We start from the raw sequence: 20,155 nt of genomic DNA, 5'->3' as shown, positions 1-20,155 counted from the left end.
CATGCTCGATCCCAATCTGCTGCGTAATGAGCCAGACGCAGTCGCAGAAAAACTGGCACGCCGGGGATTTAAACTGGATGTGGATACGCTGCGCTCCCTCGAAGAGCGTCGTAAGGTTTTGCAGGTAGAAACTGAAAACCTGCAGGCTGAGCGTAACTCCCGCTCCAAATCCATCGGTCAGGCCAAAGCACGTGGGGAAGATATCGAGCCGCTGCGTCAGGAAGTGAACGCGCTGGGCGAACGCCTGGATGCGGCGAAAGCAGAGCTGGATACCCTGCAGAACGAAATTCGTGACTTTGCGCTTGCGCTGCCTAACCTGCCGGCCGATGAAGTGCCGCTGGGTAAAGATGATAGCGAAAACCAGGAAGTGAGCCGCTGGGGCCAGCCGCGCCAGTTCGATTTCCCGGTGAAAGATCATGTTGAGCTGGGTGAAGCGGTCAAAGGGCTGGATTTCGCCTCGGCGGTGAAACTGACCGGTTCGCGCTTTATCGTGATGCAGGGCCAGATTGCCCGTCTGCATCGCGCGCTGAGCCAGTTCATGATCGATCTGCACAGCCAGCAGCACGGTTATCTGGAAACTTACGTGCCGTATCTGGTGAACCACGAGACGCTGTACGGTACCGGTCAGTTACCAAAATTTGGTGAGGATCTGTTCCATACCAAACCGCTGGGCGAAGAAGCAGGCAGCAGCAACTATGCGCTGATCCCGACCGCCGAAGTGCCGCTGACTAACCTGGTGCGCGATGAGATCGTTGAAGAGGAATCTCTGCCGATCAAACTCACTGCCCACACGCCTTGCTTCCGTTCCGAAGCCGGTTCTTACGGCCGCGACACGCGCGGTTTGATCCGTATGCACCAGTTTGACAAAGTGGAGATGGTGCAGATCGTCGCACCGGAAACCTCCATGGACGCGCTGGAAGAGCTGGTCGGCCATGCGGAGAAAGTGCTGCAGCTGCTGAACCTGCCGTACCGTAAAGTGCTGCTGTGCACGGGTGACATGGGCTTCGGCTCAGCCAAAACCTATGACCTGGAAGTCTGGCTGCCGGCGCAGGACACCTACCGTGAAATCTCCTCCTGCTCGAATATGTGGGATTTCCAGGCGCGCCGCATGCAGGCTCGCTGCCGCAGCAAAACGGATAAAAAACCGCGTCTGGTGCACACGCTGAATGGTTCAGGCCTGGCGGTGGGGCGTACGCTGGTAGCCGTGCTGGAAAACTATCAGCAGGCGGATGGTCGCATTGCAGTGCCGGACGTGCTGCGCCCGTATATGGGCGGGCTGGAATATATCGGCTAATTTGCACTCATGCACTAACCCGGCTCAGGCCGGGTTTTTTATTTCTTAAGCGCGTCAGTCATTATTTTTTAACCGGAATTAATCAGAAATAAACGTTATCGTCATCGCTGCGCGTCAAACCATCAAAAATGTATAAATTCATGTAGATAGATTCAGATATAAGACCTTTCTGTAGTCCTGTAACCCGCTGAAGATAAAAATAATAAATTGTTCAGCAGCAAAATGTGCGGCGCTGTTTTTTTGCACATTGACTTTGCCATCGCCAATGGCAAACTGCGCGCAAATCTGTTCATTTCTTTTGGTTTTATTCCCTATGTCAACCTGGTCGCGCCCCGTCCTGCTGCTGCTTTGCGGCTTAATGCTGATGACGGTGTCTATTGCTGTGCTTAATACGCTGGTGCCGCTGTGGCTCACCCATGATCAACTGCCGACCTGGCAGGTGGGCATGGCGAGCTCTGCTTATTACACCGGTAACTTACTGGGCACCTTGCTGGCGGGCTGGTTGATTAATCGCTATGGCTTCAACCGCTGCTTTTACCTTGCCAGCGTGTTGTTCGCGCTGGCAACCATGGGCATGGTGCTGCTGGACGGCTTCTACAGCTGGACGTTGCTGCGCTTCACCGCGGGCGTAGGCTGTGCACTGATTTGGGTGGTGGTTGAGAGTGCACTATTGTGCAGCGGTACCGTGCGCAATCGCGGTCAGCTGCTGGCCGCTTATATGATCATCTATTATCTTGGCACCGTTGCCGGTCAGCTGCTGGTGAGCCGTGTCTCGACAGAGCTGCTGCAGGTCATTCCCTGGGTGAGCGCGCTGATCGTCTGCGCCGTGCTGCCCGTGGTGTTTGTGCAGGTCAACGCTGGTGCGGCTACTGAAGAAGCTTCAACCGGGCGTATCTGGAGCATGCTGCGCCGCCGCAGCTCGCGGTTAGGTATCAACGGCTGCATTATCTCCGGTATCGTTCTCGGTTCGCTTTACGGCCTGATGCCGCTTTATCTTTCGCATCAGGGCATGAGCGATGCCACCGTGGGTTACTGGATGGCGCTGCTGGTCAGTGCCGGGATTGTCGGTCAGTGGCCGGTAGGGCGTCTTGCCGACCGCTTTGGTCGCCTGATGGTGCTGCGCGTGCAGGTATTCGTGGTGATTCTGGGTGCGATTGCTATGCTGAGCGGAACGGCAATGGCACCGGCACTGTTTGTGCTGGGGCTGGCTGGCTTTACGCTTTATCCGGTGGCGATGTCCTGGGCGTGTGAAACGGTGGCGCATCATGAACTGGTGGCGATGAATCAGGCGCTGCTGTTCAGTTATACCGTTGGCAGTCTGGTCGGGCCGGGGATGACCGCGATGCTGATGCAAAACTATTCCGATCGCCTGCTGTTTGTGATGATTGCGGTGGTGGCGCTGGTCTATCTGGTGATGCTGCTGCGTAAAGCCGATCAGCACGCAACACCGGTGGCGCATGCCTGACGGCGGTGCTTAAACGGGACATTCGCAACCTGTCGCAAATGTCCCGGCGGTTACGCCTCTGTTTCTTGCCGGCGAGGCCTTAGCTACAGGCCAACCGTCTTAATACATGACGTTATGGCCGTAACCGGCAAGAATATTTTTCACCCGCTCCATGGTCTCTTTCGTTGGCGGCTTCACGCCTTCCAGCTTGTACTCTTCACCCATCGCAATCCATTTATGCTTGCCGAGTTCGTGATAAGGCAGCAGCTCGATCTTCTCAATGTTAGTCATGTCTTTAGAAAATTCACCGAGGCGATGTACCGAATCGTCATCGTCCGAATAACCCGGCACCACCACATAGCGAATCCAGGTCCTTTTACCGCGCTTTTGCAGATAGCGGGCGAAATCCAGCGTGCGGTGGTTTGACACGCCGACCAGAATCTCATGAATATCATCGTTGATCTGCTTGAGATCGAGCATCACCAGGTCAGTTGCATCAAGCAGTTCATCGATTACCGGATCGTAACGGCGCACAAAGCCGTTGGTGTCGAGGCAGGTATGGATGCCCTCGGCCTGGCAGGCGCGAAACCAGTCGCGCACAAATTCAGCCTGCAGAATGGCTTCACCGCCGGATGCTGTCACGCCGCCACCAGACGCATTCATAAAGTGGCGATACGACAGCACATCCCTCATCAGCTCATCGACGGTGATCTCCTTACCGCCGTGAGTGTCCCAGGTATCGCGGTTGTGGCAGTACAGGCAGCGCATCAGGCAGCCCTGGAAGAAGGTGATAAAACGGATGCCGGGACCGTCAACGGTGCCGCAGGATTCAAACGAGTGGATACGACCGATGGTTGACATTGCGATGTATTCTCCGGTTCAGCCTGGCGTGCAGGCGGCACAATCTGTGTTGTGCTCTGAGGATGTAAGTCGGTTTTGCCAGACTGCCTGCAAAAGCAGACTGGCAAAACTGGCTTGTGGAGAAAAGGCTCCCGCAGGAGCCTTTCGATTACAGTGAGGAGGATTACAGCGACTGAGTAAAGGTACGGGTAATCACATCCTGCTGCTGCTCTTTCGTCAGCGAGTTGAAACGTACGGCATAACCGGAAACGCGGATGGTCAGCTGTGGATATTTCTCAGGGTGCTCCATGGCATCCAGCAGCATTTCACGGTTCATGACGTTAACGTTCAGGTGCTGGCCGCCCTCGATACTGGCTTCGTGATGGAAGTAACCATCCATCAGGCCAGCAAGGTTGGTTTTACGCACGTTATCATCTTTGCCCAGCGCATTCGGTACGATAGAGAAGGTATAAGAGATACCGTCTTTGGCGTAGGCAAATGGCAGTTTGGCCACGGAAGTCAGTGAAGCGACAGCACCTTTCTGGTCACGGCCATGCATTGGGTTGGCACCTGGTCCAAATGGCGCACCGGAGCGACGACCATCCGGGGTGTTACCGGTTTTCTTACCGTATACCACGTTGGAGGTGATGGTCAGTACCGACTGCGTTGGCACCGCATTACGGTAGGTCTGCAGTTTCTGAATTTTCTTCATGAAACGTTCAACCAGGTCACAGGCCAGGTCATCCACGCGCGGATCATTGTTACCGAACTGCGGATATTCACCTTCAATTTCGAAGTCCACTGCCAGACCATCGGCGTCCCGGACAGGTTTCACTTTGGCATATTTAATCGCTGAAAGTGAGTCCGCGGCGACTGACAGGCCCGCGATACCACACGCCATGGTACGATAAACGTCACGGTCGTGCAGTGCCATCAGCGCGGCTTCATAACTGTACTTATCATGCATGTAGTGGATGATGTTGAGTGACGTGACGTACTGTTTTGCCAGCCAGTCCATGAAGTGGTCCAGACGCGCCATCACGGTGTCATAATCCAGCACATCGTCAGTGATTGGCGCTTCTTTCGGGCCGACCTGCATTTTCAGCTTCTCGTCCACACCGCCGTTGATTGCGTACAGCAGTGTTTTAGCCAGGTTGGCACGTGCGCCGAAGAACTGCATTTGTTTACCGACAATCATCGGGCTCACGCAGCAGGCGATGGCGTAGTCATCATTGTCAAAGTCCGGACGCATCAGGTCATCGTTCTCATACTGCAGCGATGAGGTGTCGATGGAGACTTTTGCCGCATACTTTTTGAAGTTAACCGGCAGTTTCTCAGACCACAGGATGGTCATGTTTGGTTCCGGTGATGGACCCATGGTGTACAGCGTGTTCAGGAAGCGGAAGGTGCTTTTCGTCACCAGCGTACGACCGTCAACGCCCATACCTGCCAGTGATTCAGTGGCCCAGATTGGGTCGCCAGAGAACAGCTCATCGTATTCCGGCGTACGCAGGAAGCGCACCATACGCAGTTTCATCACCAGATGGTCAATCAGTTCCTGTGCCTGCTCTTCGCTCAGTTTACCGGCTTTGATATCGCGCTCGATGTAAACGTCAAGGAAGGTGGACACGCGACCAAACGACATCGCGGCACCGTTTTGTGATTTCACTGCTGCGAGGTAACCGAAGTAGGTCCACTGTACTGCTTCCTGCGCGGTGGTGGCTGGCAGGGAGATATCAAAGCCATATTTGGCGGCCATCTCTTTGATCTGGCCCAGTGCGCGGTGCTGTTCAGAAATCTCTTCACGCAGGCGAATGGTGGCTTCGAGATCAACGCCATTTTCCATGTCACTCTGCAGTGAGTTGAACTGAGCCACTTTGTCTTTCATCAGGAAGTCGATGCCGTACAGCGCGACGCGACGGTAGTCACCGATAATACGACCGCGGCCATACGCATCTGGCAGACCGGTCAGCACGCCGGATTTACGGCAGCGCAGGATATCCGGGGTGTAAACGTCAAACACGCCCTGGTTGTGGGTTTTGCGGTAATCGGTGAAAACTTTCTTCAGCGCCGGGTCCAGCTCGCGGCCGTAAACTTTACAGGAGCCTTCCACCATTTTAATGCCGCCAAACGGGATAATGGCGCGTTTCAGCGGGGCTTCAGTCTGCAGACCAACGATGGTTTCCAGCGATTTGTTAATATAGCCCGCATCGTGTGAGGTGATGGTAGACGCTAAATCAGTGTCGAAATCAACCGGTGCATGGGTACGGTTTTCAATTTTGATGCCTTCCAGCACGCTGTCCCACAGTTTGGTGGTGGCTGGCGTCGCGCCGGCGAGGAATGCTTCGTCACCTTCATACGGCGTGTAGTTTTTTTGGATGAAGTCACGGACGTTGACGCTGTTCTGCCATTCACCGGCGCTAAATCCTTCCCAGGCTGACGCCATTTTTTCATTCAGTTCGGACATGATATACCTGCCTTATTTAGGGAGACTGTAACGTATGGCGCGCTGCTCAGCACGCCCGTACTTAATGACTCAGTGCGCGGACTCACCGTCGCGCAGATAGATAACCCAATAGGTCAACCCGACTAACAGACCGCCGCCAATGATGTTGCCGATGGTCACGGGAATCAGGTTATTAACAATAAAATCGCCAATGCCCAGTGCAGGAAATTGCGCCGCGCTGGCACCGGTCATTTGCCAGAATTCCGGACTGGCAAAATCGCGAATCATGATGGCCATCGGGATCAGGAACATATTGGCGATGCTGTGCTCAAAGCCGCTGGCTACGAACATCGCAACCGGTAAAATCATCGCTACCATTTTGTCGAGCAGGCTACGGCCGGAGTAGCTCATCCACACCGCCAGACACACCATCAGGTTAGCCAGTGTACCGAGGCTTACCGCTTCGATAAACGTATGATGCATTTTGTGGTCGGCGGTCTGTAAGACATTCAATCCCCAGGCACCATTTGCGACCATATGCTCACCGGCCAGCCAAATCAGCGCCACAAAAAACAGCGCGCCGCACAGGTTGCCAACGTAGACATTGAGCCAGTGACGACCCAGTTGCAGCCAGGTAATGCGTCCGCTGGCTTTAGCCACCACAATCAGCACCGTTGAAGTAAACAAATCAGCGCCACAGACGACAACCAGCATTAAACCCAGTGAAAAGCAGATGCCACCGATCAATTTGGCCATGCCATACGGCATAGTGCCGCTGCCGGTGGTGGCGGTGATATAAAACACAAAGGCAATGGAAATAAAGACGCCAGCAGTGATAGCCAGAAAGAAGGTGGTTAAGGGATGTTTAGTCGCTTTATAGACACCGGCATCTTCTGCGACTTTTGCCATCGCCGCCGGTAATAATGAATTAAAAGGGTTGTCAGCTTTCACACTAACGCTCTCCAGAAATTGTCTGTAAAGATACTAACAAAGGAGTATAGGTCAGGAGTTGATGTGGATCATATTTGCCGAAACGGCAGGGTTAAGCAAAGCCGTAAAATGGCCAAAAATTCAAGTAATCTATTGAAATTTATTAAATAAATAATTTTTAATTTATGCAAAATAAGTTGAAGTCGCGGCTGGCTTAAGGGCTATTTTGTTAAATGCTGTTTATCAATGATAGTGAATTGTTATTTATTATTTTCTGCGCCCGATGAATTTTCAGCGGCATAAAAAAAGGGCACTGGATACTGCCAGTGCCCGTTAATTTTCAGGCTAATTGGTCACAGACAAAATGCGCCGATTTATTTCGCAGACCAGTAACGACGTTTTGCCGCCTGTAATTTTTCATACGCGGCCAGCAGTGCCTGATGCGCCGGAAACGCGTGCATATCGCGGTCAACCACCTGCAGACCGTAGAATGGTGCCTCACCGCTGATGGCAGCCGAAGCGGCGTCAACGGCGGCTTCGCCATACATGCGCACAAAGGCGCGATGATACTGCAGCGGATCGCGATCTTCTTCCATCGCCAGCAGCAGCAGAGTCTGCAGGCAGCGATAGTAGTTGGCACGCTCAGGGCTGAAGATCGACTGGTTGAACTCCATGGTCCATTCCGTCCAGATCAGCGCCTGATCCAGATCGCCACCGGCCAGCGCCAGCATCGCTTTCAGCTCGCCAATACGCAGCGTGAACCAGCCGTTGTCCTTCCCGGTCGCCAGCCCCAGCAGTTCACGCACGCGGGTGAAGTCATCATGACCTTCTTCATCCAGCTGTTCGATCAGAGCCAGATACTCCTCGGGTTGCCACTGGGTTGCCGGCAGGGACAACAGCGTTTCACGCAGTGATGCACCCATGTTGTTGTTAGCCAGCAGCAGGTCTTCGGCAGGGTAAATATCAGACATGCCTGGTACGATAATGCGGCAGGCGTAAACGCCGAGGTGTTCGTAGTCGGCGATATACACTTCTTTATCTTCCGCGCGGAAGATCGCCATCAGCGTATCGAACTCTTCATGGGTGGTGCCGGCAAAGCTCCAGTCGACAAAGGGATAGTCGGCATCGTCTTTGAACATATCCCAGGAGATCAGACCGCTGGAATCAATGAAGTGGGTTTCAAGGTTAGCGTGTTCAGCCACTTCTTCATCATCGAAGGTGGGCGGGGTAAACACGTCGAGATCTTTCAGGCCGCGGCCCTGCAGCAGTTCGGTGACGGTACGTTCCAGCGCGACACCAAAGTCCGGATGGGCGCCAAAAGAGGCAAAACAGGTGCCGTTAGCCGGGTTGAACAGCACCACACAGATCACCGGATAGTTGCCGCCCAGCGAAGCGTCATAGGAGAAAATCGGGAAACCTTCCGCTTCAAGACGATTGATAGCCTCCACCACGCCAGGATAGCGCTGCATCACCGCTTCAGGAATTTCCGGCAGGCTGATGGATTCCGCAATAATGCGGTTTTTAATATGGCGCTCAAACACTTCGGATAAGCCCTGTACGCGCGCTTCATTGGCGGTGTTGCCAGCGGACATGCCGTTAGACACATACAGGTTGCCGATGATGTTCATCGGAATGTAAACAGTTTGCTGATCGGACTGGCGGGTAAATGGCAGGCCGCAAATACCGCGATCGGCATTACCAGACTGCAGATCCACCAGGTCAGACGCGCTCAGGCTCTGTTCCGGATCGTAAAACTTACGCAGGCGTGCATCCAGAATGCCTTCCGGCAGGCTGTCATCGTCGGTCAGCGGGAACCATTTCTCGTTCGGGTAGTGCACGAAGTCGCCGTTAGCGATGGTTTCGCCCAGCCAGAAATCGGCAAAGAAGTAATTGGTTGAGAGGCGCTCAAAATATTCGCCCAGCGCTGAGGCCAGCGCCGCTTTTTTACTGGCGCCTTTACCGTTAGTAAAACAGAGCGGGCAGTCGCGGTCGCGAATGTGCACAGACCAGACGTGCGGCACCGGGTTCAGCCAGGAAGCTTCTTCAATGTTGAAACCCAGATCCTGCAGTTTCTGCTGGAAGCGTGCGATGGAGTCTTCCAGTGCGGCGTCTTTACCTGGAATAAACGTTTGCGTCATGGTGGCGCTCTCTCAAGTCGATGGTTGGGCGTAAAGCGCGCAATAATACGGGTTTTGCGCCTGCTTCGCTATTGCTCCGCCAAATTTCTCAACGCATTGTTACGGCTTTTTCGCGCTCTGGCAGCTGTCTGATTTTACTTCACCGCGCTGCCTCACAAAATTCCGTGGCTTATTACATTTGTGACATAAGCTGCGGTGGAGCGGGATCTGGAAATGTGATCGCTGCCGGATAAATGATTGCAGCCATCCGGAGGCAATGATAAAACCGATGGGGTATTCATAACCGTTCGATATGACAATGGTGAGGGGAAATGGCGCAGGTTTATAATTTTAGCTCCGGACCGGCAATGCTGCCGGTGGAAGTGCTTCGTCGTGCAGAACAAGAACTGACAAACTGGCATGGCTTAGGCACCTCGGTGATGGAAATCAGTCACCGCAGCAAAGAGTTTATTGAAGTCGCGGAAGCGGCGGAGCAGGATTTTCGCGATCTGCTGAAAATCCCGGCCAACTACAAAGTATTATTCTGCCATGGCGGCGCGCGTGCGCAGTTCGCGGCAATCCCGGGCAACCTGCTGGGCGATGCCAGCCGCGCGGATTACATCGACGGCGGCTACTGGGCGCACAGTGCTATTAAAGAAGCAGAAAAATTCTGCTCGCCGAACGCCATTGACATCAAAACCACCCGTGAGGGTAAACGCGCACTGTTACCGATGCGTGAATGGCAGCTCAGCGATGATGCTGCTTATGTGCATTTCTGCCCGAATGAAACCATCGACGGTATTGCCATCGATGAAGAGCCAGACTTCGGCGATAAAGTGGTGGTGGCCGATCTCTCTTCGACCATCCTGTCCCGCCCACTCGACATCAGCCGCTACGGCGTGATTTATGCCGGCGCGCAGAAAAACATCGGTCCCGCTGGCCTGACGCTGGTGGTGGTGCGTGATGACCTGCTGGGCAAAGCGCAGCGCTGGGTGCCCTCCATTCTCGACTACAAAGTGCTGGCCGAAAACGATTCGATGTTTAACACGCCGCCGACGTTTGCCTGGTATCTCTCCGGCCTGGTGTTCAAATGGCTGAAAGAGAAGGGCGGTGTAGCAGAGATGGACAAGGTTAATCAGGCGAAAGCCGATCTGCTGTACGGCGTGATTGATAGCAGCAGCTTCTACCGTAACGACGTCGCCAGTGAAAACCGTTCCCGGATGAACGTGCCTTTCCAGCTGGCCGATGCTGCGCTGGATAAGGTGTTCCTTGAAGAATCACTGAAGGCGGGCCTGCATGCGCTGAAGGGGCACCGTGTGGTTGGCGGTATGCGTGCCTCGATCTACAATGCGATGCCGCTGGAAGGCGTTAAAGCGCTGACCGAATTCATGGTCGACTTCGAACGTCGTCACGGTTAATTATCTACTTTAGTGCCAGCCTGCCCGGCTGGCATCAGACCCTGTCACTGGACAGGGTCTCGTATTTCTGGAGATTTGGTTTCACATGCAGGACTCCCTGACTTTACAGCCGATTGCCCGCGTTGACGGCACGGTAAACTTACCGGGCTCAAAAAGCGTATCAAACCGCGCCCTGTTACTGGCCGCGCTGGCGAACGGCACCACGCGCCTGACCAACCTGCTCGACAGCGATGATGTTAAACACATGCTTAATGCGCTGCAGGCGCTGGGCGTCAGCTATACCCTGTCAGCCGATCGCACCGTGTGTGAAGTGGTCGGCAATGGTGGACCGCTGCGTGCCGAACAGCCGCTGGAATTGTTCCTGGGCAATGCCGGAACCGCGATGCGTCCGCTGGCGGCAGCACTGTGCCTCGGCGAGCAGTCGGTGGTGCTGACTGGCGAACCGCGCATGAAAGAGCGTCCGATCGGCCATCTGGTCGATGCGTTACGGCAGGGCGGCGCGCGCATTGATTACCTCGAACAAACCGACTATCCGCCGCTGCGTCTGAACGGCGGATTTACCGGCGGCGAAGTCAGTGTCGATGGCAGCGTTTCCAGCCAGTTCCTGACGGCGCTGCTGATGACCGCGCCGCTGGCACAGAACGACACCACGATCACCATCAAAGGCGAGCTGGTTTCCAAACCCTACATTGATATCACTCTGCACCTGATGCGTTGCTTTGGCGTGGACGTTGATAATCAGCACTACCAGCGCTTTGTGGTGAAAGGTCAGCAGCAGTATCAGTCGCCGGGTGATTATCTGGTGGAAGGCGATGCGTCGTCAGCGTCCTATTTCCTTGCCGCTGCGGCAATTCGCGGCGGTACGGTGCGGGTTACCGGCATTGGCCGCAATAGCGTGCAGGGCGACATCCGTTTTGCCGATGTGCTGGAGAAGATGGGAGCAGTGATCGAGTGGGGCAACGATTATATTGCCTGCACGCGTGGTGCGCTGAACGCCATTGATATGGACATGAACCATATTCCGGATGCGGCAATGACAATCGCTACCACCGCGCTGTTTGCTGAAGGCACCACGCTGATGCGCAACATCTATAACTGGCGCGTAAAGGAGACCGATCGCCTGGCGGCCATGGCGACCGAGTTGCGTAAAGTTGGTGCGGAAGTGGAAGAGGGGCACGATTTTATTCGCGTCACACCGCCTGCGCAGTTACAGCACGCCGATATCGGCACGTACAACGATCACCGTATGGCGATGTGTTTCTCGCTGGTTGCGCTGTCCGACACGCCGGTAACCATTCTCGATCCCGGCTGTACGGCGAAAACCTTCCCGGATTACTTCCAGCAGCTGGCAAAAATCAGCCACGCATCCTAATCCGCCAGCCCGGTACCGCTGTGCCGGGCTTCTGAACCCTCTGCTGGCCTCACTGGCGGGAAATTGTTCTGAAACTGTCGAAATTTCTGGCGCTGTCTACGCTAAAGGGTAACCAAGCGGACGCGGGCAGCGTATAATGCCGCGCAATCCAGACAGCCAAGAAGGCTGATCATCAGCACGCAGCAACAGGAGAGAACAATGACGGCAATCGCCCCGGTAATTACCATTGATGGCCCAAGCGGCGCGGGTAAAGGGACTTTATGTAAAGCGATGGCGGAGTCGTTGCAGTGGCACCTGCTGGATTCAGGGGCTATTTATCGCGTACTGGCTCTGGCCGCGCTGCATCATCAGGTGGATATCGAGTCGGAAGAAGCGCTGGTGCCCATGGCGGCGCACCTTGACGTGCGTTTTCTGTCGGTAGACGGTGAAATGCAGGTAGTGCTGGAAGGTGAGGATGTCACCGGCGAAATCCGCACCCAGGAAGTGAGCAATACGGCGTCGCGCGTGGCGGCATTTCCGCGCGTGCGTGAAGCCTTGCTGCGCCGACAGCGTGCTTTCCGCGAGGAGCCGGGTTTAATCGCCGATGGACGTGATATGGGCACCGTGGTTTTCCCAGACGCGCCCGTTAAAATTTTCCTCAATGCCAGCTCCGAAGAGCGTGCGCATCGCCGTATGCTACAGTTGCAGGAAAAGGGCTTTAGTGTTAACTTTGATCGCCTTTTATCCGAGATAAAGGAACGCGACGACCGCGATCGTAACCGCGCCATCGCGCCTTTAGTGCCAGCCGCTGATGCTCTGGTGCTGGATTCAACCAGCATGACCATTGAGCAAGTGATTGAAAAGGCACTAGATTATGCCCGCCAGAAGCTGGGCATTTAATCTTTTCGGCGACCGAATTATTGTAGTAACCCTGTGCCAGGGAAGCGGTGCAGGGCATGTGAAACAACCCCATCCGACAATGACGTCAGGTGGACGTTAAATTGAAGAATCCTAAGATTATCAATATGACTGAATCTTTTGCTCAACTCTTTGAAGAGTCCCTGAAAGAAATCGAAACCCGTCCGGGTTCCATCGTTCGTGGCGTCGTTGTTGCTATCGACAAAGACGTCGTGCTGGTTGATGCGGGTCTGAAATCTGAATCTGCTATCCCTGCAGAACAGTTCAAGAACGCAGCCGGCGAACTGGAAATCCAGGTGGGCGACGAAGTTGACGTTGCTCTGGATGCAGTAGAAGACGGCTTCGGTGAAACCCTGCTGTCCCGTGAGAAAGCTAAACGTCACGAAGCTTGGATCACGCTGGAAAAAGCTTACGAAGACGCTGAAACTGTTACCGGTGTTATCAACGGCAAAGTTAAAGGTGGCTTCACAGTTGAGCTGAACGGTATTCGTGCGTTCCTGCCAGGTTCACTGGTTGACGTTCGTCCGGTCCGCGACACTCTGCACCTGGAAGGCAAAGAGCTTGAATTCAAAGTAATCAAGCTTGATCAGAAGCGTAACAACGTCGTGGTTTCTCGCCGCGCGGTTATCGAATCTGAAAACAGCGCTGAGCGCGATCAGCTGCTGGAAAACCTGCAGGAAGGCATGGAAGTCAAAGGTATCGTTAAGAACCTCACTGACTACGGCGCATTCGTTGACCTGGGTGGCGTTGACGGCCTGCTGCACATCACCGATATGGCGTGGAAGCGCGTTAAGCATCCAAGCGAAATCGTCAACGTGGGCGACGAAATCACTGTTAAAGTGCTGAAGTTCGACCGCGAGCGTACTCGTGTATCTCTGGGCCTGAAACAGCTGGGCGAAGATCCATGGGTCGCTATCGCTAAGCGTTATCCGGAAGGTACCAAACTGACCGGTCGCGTGACCAACCTGACTGACTACGGCTGCTTCGTTGAAATCGAAGAAGGCGTTGAAGGCCTGGTACACGTGTCTGAAATGGACTGGACCAACAAAAACATCCACCCATCTAAAGTTGTCAACGTAGGTGATGTGGTTGAAGTTATGGTTCTGGACATCGACGAAGAGCGTCGTCGTATCTCCCTGGGTCTGAAGCAGTGCAAATCTAACCCATGGCAGCAGTTCGCAGAGACCCACAACAAAGGCGATCGCGTTGAAGGTAAAATCAAGTCAATCACTGACTTCGGTATCTTCATCGGCCTGGACGGTGGCATCGACGGTCTGGTTCACCTGTCTGACATCTCCTGGAACGCGACTGGCGAAGAAGCCGTTCGTGAGTACAAGAAAGGCGACGAAATCGCTGCCGTTGTACTGCAGGTTGACGCAGAGCGTGAGCGTATTTCTCTGGGCGTGAAGCAGCTGGCTGAAGATCCATTCAACAACTACATCACCCTGAACAAGAAAGGCGCAATCGTGACGGGTAAAGTCACTGCAGTTGACGCTAAAGGTGCTACAGTAGAATTAGCTGACGGCGTAGAAGGTTACCTGCGCGCTTCTGAAGCTTCTCTGGACCGCATCGAAGACGCCACTCAGGTTCTGAGCGTAGGCGACGACGTTGAAGCGAAATTCACCGGCGTTGACCGTAAGAACCGCGTTGTGAGCCTGTCTGTTCGTGCTAAAGACCAGGCTGACGAGAAAGAAGCTATCAACACTGTTAACACCAAACAGGAAGATGGCAACTTCTCTAACGCAATGGCTGAAGCGTTCAAAGCGGCTAAAGGCGAGTAATCGACCCGAAGCACCGGACGATGAAAATCGTCCGGTTTCGGTAAAAGCTGTCATACCTTTCCAAACAGGGATTAACCGGAGGTTACATGACCAAGTCAGAACTGATTGAAAGACTTGCTGGCCAGCATACTCATATCCCGGCGAAAGTCGTTGAGGATGCGGTCAAAGAGATGCTCGAGCACATGGCCACTACGCTGGCCCAGGGCGAGCGCATTGAAATCCGGGGATTCGGCAGCTTTTCTTTGCACTACCGCGCACCGCGCACTGGTCGTAACCCGAAAACGGGTGACAAAGTGGAACTGGAAGGTAAATACGTTCCCCACTTCAAGCCAGGCAAAGAATTGCGTGACCGTGCAAATATCTACGGCTAAGCCGTTACCGAACGATAAAAACGACACCTGCAGGTGTCGTTTTTTTTTGCCTCGCATTCAGGTTTGCGATCCTGCTTCCATGTTGCTGTTCATTTCCTGCAACCACCATAAACTGCGCGTAATCCCTCTCTGAAATCGACATTTAGCCGCATGCTTTTGCCTCTGCCAGCGCGCACAATGCGCGGCAATGACAGAAGAGGGCGTGCGCGTGACAATAACAGTGGTAGCCAGAATGATGCTCCTCGCGGCGCTGCCGCTGGGTATGCTGCCGCACATCCCCGCTTACAGCACCATTGTGCTGCTGTTAATAAGCGCACTGTTGCTGGCGTGTACGTCAGTAATGCTTTTACGCTACGCCGGACTGGGCTTGCTGCTATTGAGCTGGGCACTGATCGAGGCGCGTCAGACGGTCGATACCCTTGAGCAACTGACCGTGGCACCGGTGGCGGCTACGCTTCAGATAACTGCAGTGAATCTCGCGAAGAACCAGCTCACGGCGCAGGTAATCCGGGCAGGTGACCGCTACGTCTTTCCACCGTTGTTTGTCAGGCTGCGTAATGTCAGCGATGAGGTCGTCTGGTGTGCGGGACAGCGCTGGCAGATGCAGCTGCGGCTACGCGCGGTGCACGCCCGGCTCAACGAGGGCGAATTTGATCTGCAGCGTTTTGCCATTGCTAACCACAGCGCGCTGCAGGGGCGTATAGTCAGCCAGCAGGCTGAGTCTCTGCGCTGCAGCTGGCGGACGCGTTTTATCAATCATCATCTGGCGCGTTTCACCGGGTTAACGCAGCCCGCGATAGTACAGGCACTGGCCTTTGGCGTGCGTGATGCGATGACCCCGGCCCAGCGAGCCTTGCTGCGCGAAACCGGTACCGCGCACCTGATGGCCATCTCCGGCATGCATATCGCGCTGGGGGCCAGCGTAGGCTGGCTACTGGCGCGCATCATTCAGTTAGTGTTACCTGCCAGGCGAATCGGCTATCTGATGCCGCTGCTGATCAGCGGGTTAACAGCGGCAGCCTATTGCTGGATCTCCGGCAGTCATCCGCCGGCACAGCGCGCGATGCTGGCGTTGACGCTGTGGCTGGCGACGCGTATAGCTGGCTGGCAGCTGAGCAACTGGCAGGTATGGACGCTCTGCGTAGGGAGTTTGTTATGGCTTGATCCGCTGACGGTGCTGTCTGAGAGCTTCTGGCTGTCGGCGCTGGCCGTGGCGATGCTGATACTGTGGTTTCAGTGGTTTCCTCTGTCGCCACGTTTCCGCCAGCCGCGCCGCTGGCTCATGCTTCGACTGCTGCACCTGCAATTGGGCATGATGATTCTGATGGCGCCGCTGCAGATCTTTCTGTTCCACGGGCTCAGCCTGAGCGCGCTAGTAGCCAACCTGCTGGCAGTGCCAGTGGTGTCGCTGATTACCGTGCCGCTGATTCTGCTGGCGATGCTGTTGCCGCTACCTGCAATCGCCGTTCCGCTATGGCAGCTGGCCGATCTGTCGGTCAGCCTGGTGATGCATGGGCTGGCGTGGCTGCCCGCCGGCTGGTGGCGCTGGAGCGATACGCTGCCGGCGGTGCTGCTGCTCTGGGCCGGGTTGGCGCTGTGGCGCAGCGGCTTGTTCGCGAAGGCGCTGCTGCCCTGCTGCGCGCTGTTGCTCTCGCTGTGGTTCTGGCGCAGTAATGCCCAACAGGACGACTGGCAGATTGACATGATCGATATCGGACATGGTCTGGCGGTGGCGATCAGCCAGGGAAATGAGGTGATGCTGTATGACAGCGGACCCGGCTGGGCAGAGGACAATGCAGGCGTGCGGGTTTTGTTACCCTGGCTGCACTACACCGGGCGCCAACTGCGAGGAGTGATCCTGAGCCACAAGCATCTCGATCACCGTGGTGGATTAGCCGCGCTGCAACAGGCGCAGCCTGGTCTGCGGGTACGCAGCGCGCTCGGCGAGCCCGGGCATCTGCCGTGCTATCGCGGCCAGCAGTGGCAGTGGGGGCGTTTGCACTTTCACGCGCTATGGCCGCCGCGCGCGCAGACCGCCGGGCAAAATAACGACTCCTGCGTAGTGCGCGTGGATGATGGTCAGTTTAGCCTGTTACTGACCGGGGACATCGAGCTGGAGGCGGAGCGCAAGCTGGTCGCCCTGGAAAAGGGCGGCTTACAATCTACGGTTATCCAGGTGCCCCATCATGGCAGCCGGAGCTCCTCCGGCCCTTTACTGTTACGGAGTGTTGCCGGGCAGGCGGCGCTGGCTTCGCTGGCGCGCTATAACGCCTGGCGTATGCCCGCCATCGCCGTGGTCCAGCGTTACCGCGAGCAGGGCTATCGCTGGTATGACACTGCGCAATCAGGCCAGATTCACATCGCGATACGGCAGGGTCGCTGGCAGATTAAGGGGTTAAGAGAGCAAATAATCCCCCGCTGGTATCATCAGTGGTTTGGCGTCAAACGCGATTCCAGGTAGAATGAGCGGCTATTTCAAACAGCGTGAATAAATAATGCATCAAGACAAAGACCTCTCAACGTGGCAGACATTTCGCCGACTCTGGCCGATGATTGCACCGCACAAGGCTGGCCTGATTGTGTCCGCCGTGGCGCTGATACTCAATGCGGCAGGCGACACCCTAATGCTCTCCCTGTTGAAACCTTTACTGGATGATGGTTTCGGCAAAGCCGACAAATCCGTTCTGCTGTGGATGCCGCTGGCGGTCATCGGCCTGATGCTGATCCGCGGCGTAACCAGTTATATCTCCAGTTACTGCATCTCATGGGTCTCCGGCAATGTGGTGATGAACATGCGCCGTCGCCTGTTCGGCCACATGATGGGCATGCCGGTTGCATTCTTTGACCAGCAGTCTACCGGTACGCTGCTGTCGCGGATTACCTACGATTCTGAACAGGTGGCCTCTTCCTCCTCCAGCGCGCTGGTGACGGTGGTACGCGAAGGCGCATCGATCATTGGCCTGTTCATCATGATGTTCTACTACAGCTGGCAGCTGTCACTGATTTTGATCCTGCTGGCGCCGCTGGTCTCTTTTGCCATCCGCACCGTATCCAAACGCTTCCGCAGCATCAGCAAAAATATGCAGAACACCATGGGGCAGGTAACCACCAGTGCTGAGCAGATGCTGAAAGGGCACAAAGAAGTGCTGATTTTTGGCGGACAGGAAGTGGAAGCTGAGCGTTTTTCGCAGGTGAGCAATAAAATGCGCCAGCAGGGCATGAAACTGGTCTCGGCCTCTTCGATTTCCGATCCGGTGATCCAGCTGATCGCATCGCTGGCGCTGGCTTTTGTACTGTATGCGGCCAGCTTCCCGAGCGTGATGGATACCCTGACTGCCGGTACCATTACCGTGGTGTTCTCGTCGATGATCGCCCTGATGCGCCCGCTGAAATCACTGACCAACGTCAATGCCCAGTTCCAGCGCGGCATGGCGGCCTGTCAGACGCTATTCACCATTCTGGATAGCGAGCAGGAGATCGACAACGGCAAGCGCGAAATCACGCGTGCGAAAGGGGACGTTGAATTTCGCAACGTGACCTTTACCTATCCGGGCCGCGACATTCCGGCGCTGCGTGATATTAATCTCACGCTGCCCGCGGGTAAAACCGTGGCGCTGGTGGGCCGTTCCGGCTCGGGTAAATCCACCATGGCCAGCCTGCTGACGCGTTTTTACGATATCAACGAGGGCGAGATTCTGCTGGATGGTCACGACCTGCGGGAATACACCCTGCGATCGCTGCGTAATCAGGTGGCGCTGGTCTCGCAGAATGTCCATCTGTTCAACGACACCATTGCCAATAACATCGCTTATGCGCGCAACGGTGAATACACCCGCGAGCAAATCGAGCAGGCGGCGACCATGGCGCACGCCATGGACTTCATCAACAAGATGGATAACGGTCTCGATACGGTCATTGGCGAAAACGGCGTGCTGCTGTCTGGCGGCCAGCGTCAGCGTATCGCCATTGCCCGTGCGCTGCTGCGTGACTGCCCGATTTTGATTCTCGACGAAGCCACTTCGGCGCTGGATACCGAATCCGAACGCGCCATCCAGTCGGCACTGGACGAGCTGCAGAAGAACCGCACGTCGCTGGTGATTGCGCACCGTCTCTCCACCATTGAAAAGGCCGACGAAATCGTGGTGGTCGAGGATGGGCGTATCGTTGAGCGCGGCACCCATGAGGTGCTGCTGGCGCAGAAAGGCGCTTACGCGCAGCTGCACAAACTGCAGTTCGGTCAATGATTGAACGTATCTGGAGCGGACGCTCGCCGCTGTGGCTGCTGTTGTGGCCGCTGAGTCTGCTGTATGGCGCTATCACCTGGCTGATTCGCCTGAGCTATCAGCGCGGCTGGCGTACCCGCTGGCGCGCGCCCTGTCCGGTCATTGTCGTTGGCAACCTGACCGCAGGCGGCAACGGTAAAACACCGCTGGTGATTTGGCTGGTGCAGGCGCTGCAACAGCAGGGGCTGCGTCCGGGGGTGGTGTCGCGCGGTTACGGCGGTAAAGCGGAACGCTATCCGCTGCTGGTCAATCAGGATAGCGCGACGGAACAGGCTGGTGATGAACCGGTGCTGATCGCCCAGCGCACCCAGGTGCCGGTGGCAGTGGCACCGCAGCGCCGGCTGGCAATCGAGGCCCTGCTGGCGGCGCATCCGCTGGATGTGATTGTGACGGATGATGGCCTGCAGCACTACGCGCTGCAGCGCGATCGCGAAATCGTGGTGGTGGATGGCGTGCGCCGCTTTGGCAACGGCTGGTGGTTACCGGCCGGACCGATGCGTGAACGCGCATCGCGGCTGGCGCAGGTAGATGCCGTGGTGGTCAATGGGGGCAGCGCACAGGCTGGCGAGATCGCCATGACGCTGCAGCCGGGTCTGGCGGTCAATCTGCTGACCGGCGAACAGACTGCGCTGACGCAGCTGCCGCCAATTGTCGCGATGGCCGGCATCGGTCATCCGCCGCGTTTCTTCACTACGCTGCAGCAGCAGGGCGTGCAGCCGGTGGCAGAGATAGCCTTTGCCGATCACCACGCTTATAGCGAAGAAGAGTTACGCAGCCTGACTCAGGATGCACAGTGCCTGCTGATGACGGAAAAAGACGCGGTCAAATGCCGCCATTTTGCCCGCGCTAACTGGTGGTATCTGCCGGTGGATGCGCATCTGGCGGGCGCGCCGCTGGCCGCATTGCTGGCCGATCTGACGCAACTCTGTACGGCTGCGCGCGACGCCCGGTCGCGCTAACCA

At 55.8% G+C, this 20,155-nt stretch carries 14 protein-coding genes; 10 read left to right on the top strand and 4 right to left on the bottom strand.

Annotated features, from left to right (window positions below):
• Position 1 precedes the first annotated feature (1 nt).
• Together serS and AC6I8F_RS12505 are read left to right on the top strand one after the other, a co-directional pair.
• Complete coding sequence (serS, locus tag AC6I8F_RS12510; RefSeq protein WP_021508354.1) at positions 2–1,294, top strand: serine--tRNA ligase; 1,293 nt, start codon at positions 2–4, stop codon at positions 1,292–1,294.
• Between the two features lie 313 nt (positions 1,295–1,607).
• A complete protein-coding gene (locus AC6I8F_RS12505) occupies positions 1,608–2,759 on the top strand; it encodes an MFS transporter (protein WP_498028078.1) in 1,152 nt (383 codons plus the stop codon).
• A gap of 99 nt (positions 2,760–2,858) precedes the next feature.
• Here the strand turns inward: AC6I8F_RS12505 and pflA are convergent, their stop codons facing one another.
• From pflA to ycaO, 4 genes are all read right to left on the bottom strand, one after another.
• The gene (gene pflA / locus AC6I8F_RS12500; protein WP_494260317.1) at positions 2,859–3,599 is read right to left on the bottom strand and encodes a pyruvate formate lyase 1-activating protein; all 741 of its coding nucleotides are present in this window, start codon (positions 3,597–3,599) and stop codon (positions 2,859–2,861) included.
• A 163-nt stretch (positions 3,600–3,762) separates the two neighbouring features.
• Positions 3,763–6,045: a formate C-acetyltransferase gene (gene pflB / locus AC6I8F_RS12495; RefSeq protein WP_058769544.1), complete on the bottom strand. Its 2,283-nt coding sequence runs from the start codon at positions 6,043–6,045 to the stop codon at positions 3,763–3,765.
• A 69-nt stretch (positions 6,046–6,114) separates the two neighbouring features.
• A complete protein-coding gene (focA, locus tag AC6I8F_RS12490; RefSeq protein WP_021508350.1) occupies positions 6,115–6,975 on the bottom strand; it encodes a formate transporter FocA in 861 nt (286 codons plus the stop codon).
• A gap of 353 nt (positions 6,976–7,328) precedes the next feature.
• A complete protein-coding gene (ycaO, locus tag AC6I8F_RS12485; protein ID WP_021508349.1) occupies positions 7,329–9,092 on the bottom strand; it encodes a 30S ribosomal protein S12 methylthiotransferase accessory factor YcaO in 1,764 nt (587 codons plus the stop codon).
• Positions 9,093–9,403: 311 nt separating this feature from the next.
• Here ycaO and serC point away from each other — a divergent pair, with 311 nt between their 5' ends.
• The 8 genes from serC (at position 9,404) to lpxK (ending at position 20,152) form a co-directional block, all read left to right on the top strand.
• On the top strand, positions 9,404–10,489 hold the full coding sequence (serC, locus tag AC6I8F_RS12480; protein WP_021508348.1) for a 3-phosphoserine/phosphohydroxythreonine transaminase: 1,086 nt from the start codon (positions 9,404–9,406) through the stop codon (positions 10,487–10,489).
• 85 nt (positions 10,490–10,574) lie between these two features.
• On the top strand, positions 10,575–11,861 hold the full coding sequence (gene aroA, locus AC6I8F_RS12475) for a 3-phosphoshikimate 1-carboxyvinyltransferase (RefSeq protein ID WP_498028077.1): 1,287 nt from the start codon (positions 10,575–10,577) through the stop codon (positions 11,859–11,861).
• A gap of 198 nt (positions 11,862–12,059) precedes the next feature.
• Positions 12,060–12,740 (top strand): (d)CMP kinase, encoded by a 681-nt coding sequence (gene cmk / locus AC6I8F_RS12470; RefSeq protein WP_498028076.1) that lies wholly within the window; start codon positions 12,060–12,062, stop codon positions 12,738–12,740.
• A 125-nt stretch (positions 12,741–12,865) separates the two neighbouring features.
• Positions 12,866–14,539: a 30S ribosomal protein S1 gene (gene rpsA / locus AC6I8F_RS12465; protein WP_021508345.1), complete on the top strand. Its 1,674-nt coding sequence runs from the start codon at positions 12,866–12,868 to the stop codon at positions 14,537–14,539.
• An 86-nt stretch (positions 14,540–14,625) separates the two neighbouring features.
• Entirely contained in the window at positions 14,626–14,910 is a 285-nt protein-coding gene (ihfB, locus tag AC6I8F_RS12460; protein WP_010618275.1) for an integration host factor subunit beta, read from the top strand.
• A gap of 232 nt (positions 14,911–15,142) precedes the next feature.
• Entirely contained in the window at positions 15,143–17,371 is a 2,229-nt protein-coding gene (locus AC6I8F_RS12455; protein WP_498028075.1) for a DNA internalization-related competence protein ComEC/Rec2, read from the top strand.
• Between the two features lie 34 nt (positions 17,372–17,405).
• Positions 17,406–19,154 carry a lipid A ABC transporter ATP-binding protein/permease MsbA gene (gene msbA / locus AC6I8F_RS12450; protein WP_021508343.1) on the top strand — a complete coding sequence of 583 codons (1,749 nt, stop codon included), beginning with the start codon at positions 17,406–17,408 and terminating at the stop codon, positions 19,152–19,154.
• Complete coding sequence (lpxK, locus tag AC6I8F_RS12445; RefSeq protein ID WP_241797775.1) at positions 19,151–20,152, top strand: tetraacyldisaccharide 4'-kinase; 1,002 nt, start codon at positions 19,151–19,153, stop codon at positions 20,150–20,152. The genes msbA and lpxK overlap by 4 nt, the downstream gene beginning before the upstream one ends.
• Positions 20,153–20,155: the final 3 nt, after the last annotated feature.

Source organism: gamma proteobacterium symbiont of Axiagastus rosmarus (genome assembly GCF_059730925.1).
This window is presented reverse-complemented; position numbering and strand designations above follow the sequence as displayed.

Bases quoted from the DNA above. Each gene is read 5' to 3' on its own strand.
- pflB (WP_058769544.1), bottom strand. From the start codon at position 6,045: ATGTCCGAACTGAATGAAAAAATGGCGTCAGCCTGGGAAGGATTTAGC.
- aroA (WP_498028077.1), top strand. From the start codon at position 10,575: ATGCAGGACTCCCTGACTTTACAGCCGATTGCCCGCGTTGACGGCACG.
- cmk (WP_498028076.1), top strand. From the start codon at position 12,060: ATGACGGCAATCGCCCCGGTAATTACCATTGATGGCCCAAGCGGCGCG.
- ycaO (WP_021508349.1), bottom strand. From the start codon at position 9,092: ATGACGCAAACGTTTATTCCAGGTAAAGACGCCGCACTGGAAGACTCC.
- lpxK (WP_241797775.1), top strand. From the start codon at position 19,151: ATGATTGAACGTATCTGGAGCGGACGCTCGCCGCTGTGGCTGCTGTTG.
- serS (WP_021508354.1), top strand. From the start codon at position 2: ATGCTCGATCCCAATCTGCTGCGTAATGAGCCAGACGCAGTCGCAGAA.
- AC6I8F_RS12455 (WP_498028075.1), top strand. From the start codon at position 15,143: ATGATGCTCCTCGCGGCGCTGCCGCTGGGTATGCTGCCGCACATCCCC.
- serC (WP_021508348.1), top strand. From the start codon at position 9,404: ATGGCGCAGGTTTATAATTTTAGCTCCGGACCGGCAATGCTGCCGGTG.
- pflA (WP_494260317.1), bottom strand. From the start codon at position 3,599: ATGTCAACCATCGGTCGTATCCACTCGTTTGAATCCTGCGGCACCGTT.
- msbA (WP_021508343.1), top strand. From the start codon at position 17,406: ATGCATCAAGACAAAGACCTCTCAACGTGGCAGACATTTCGCCGACTC.
- AC6I8F_RS12505 (WP_498028078.1), top strand. From the start codon at position 1,608: ATGTCAACCTGGTCGCGCCCCGTCCTGCTGCTGCTTTGCGGCTTAATG.
- rpsA (WP_021508345.1), top strand. From the start codon at position 12,866: ATGACTGAATCTTTTGCTCAACTCTTTGAAGAGTCCCTGAAAGAAATC.
- ihfB (WP_010618275.1), top strand. From the start codon at position 14,626: ATGACCAAGTCAGAACTGATTGAAAGACTTGCTGGCCAGCATACTCAT.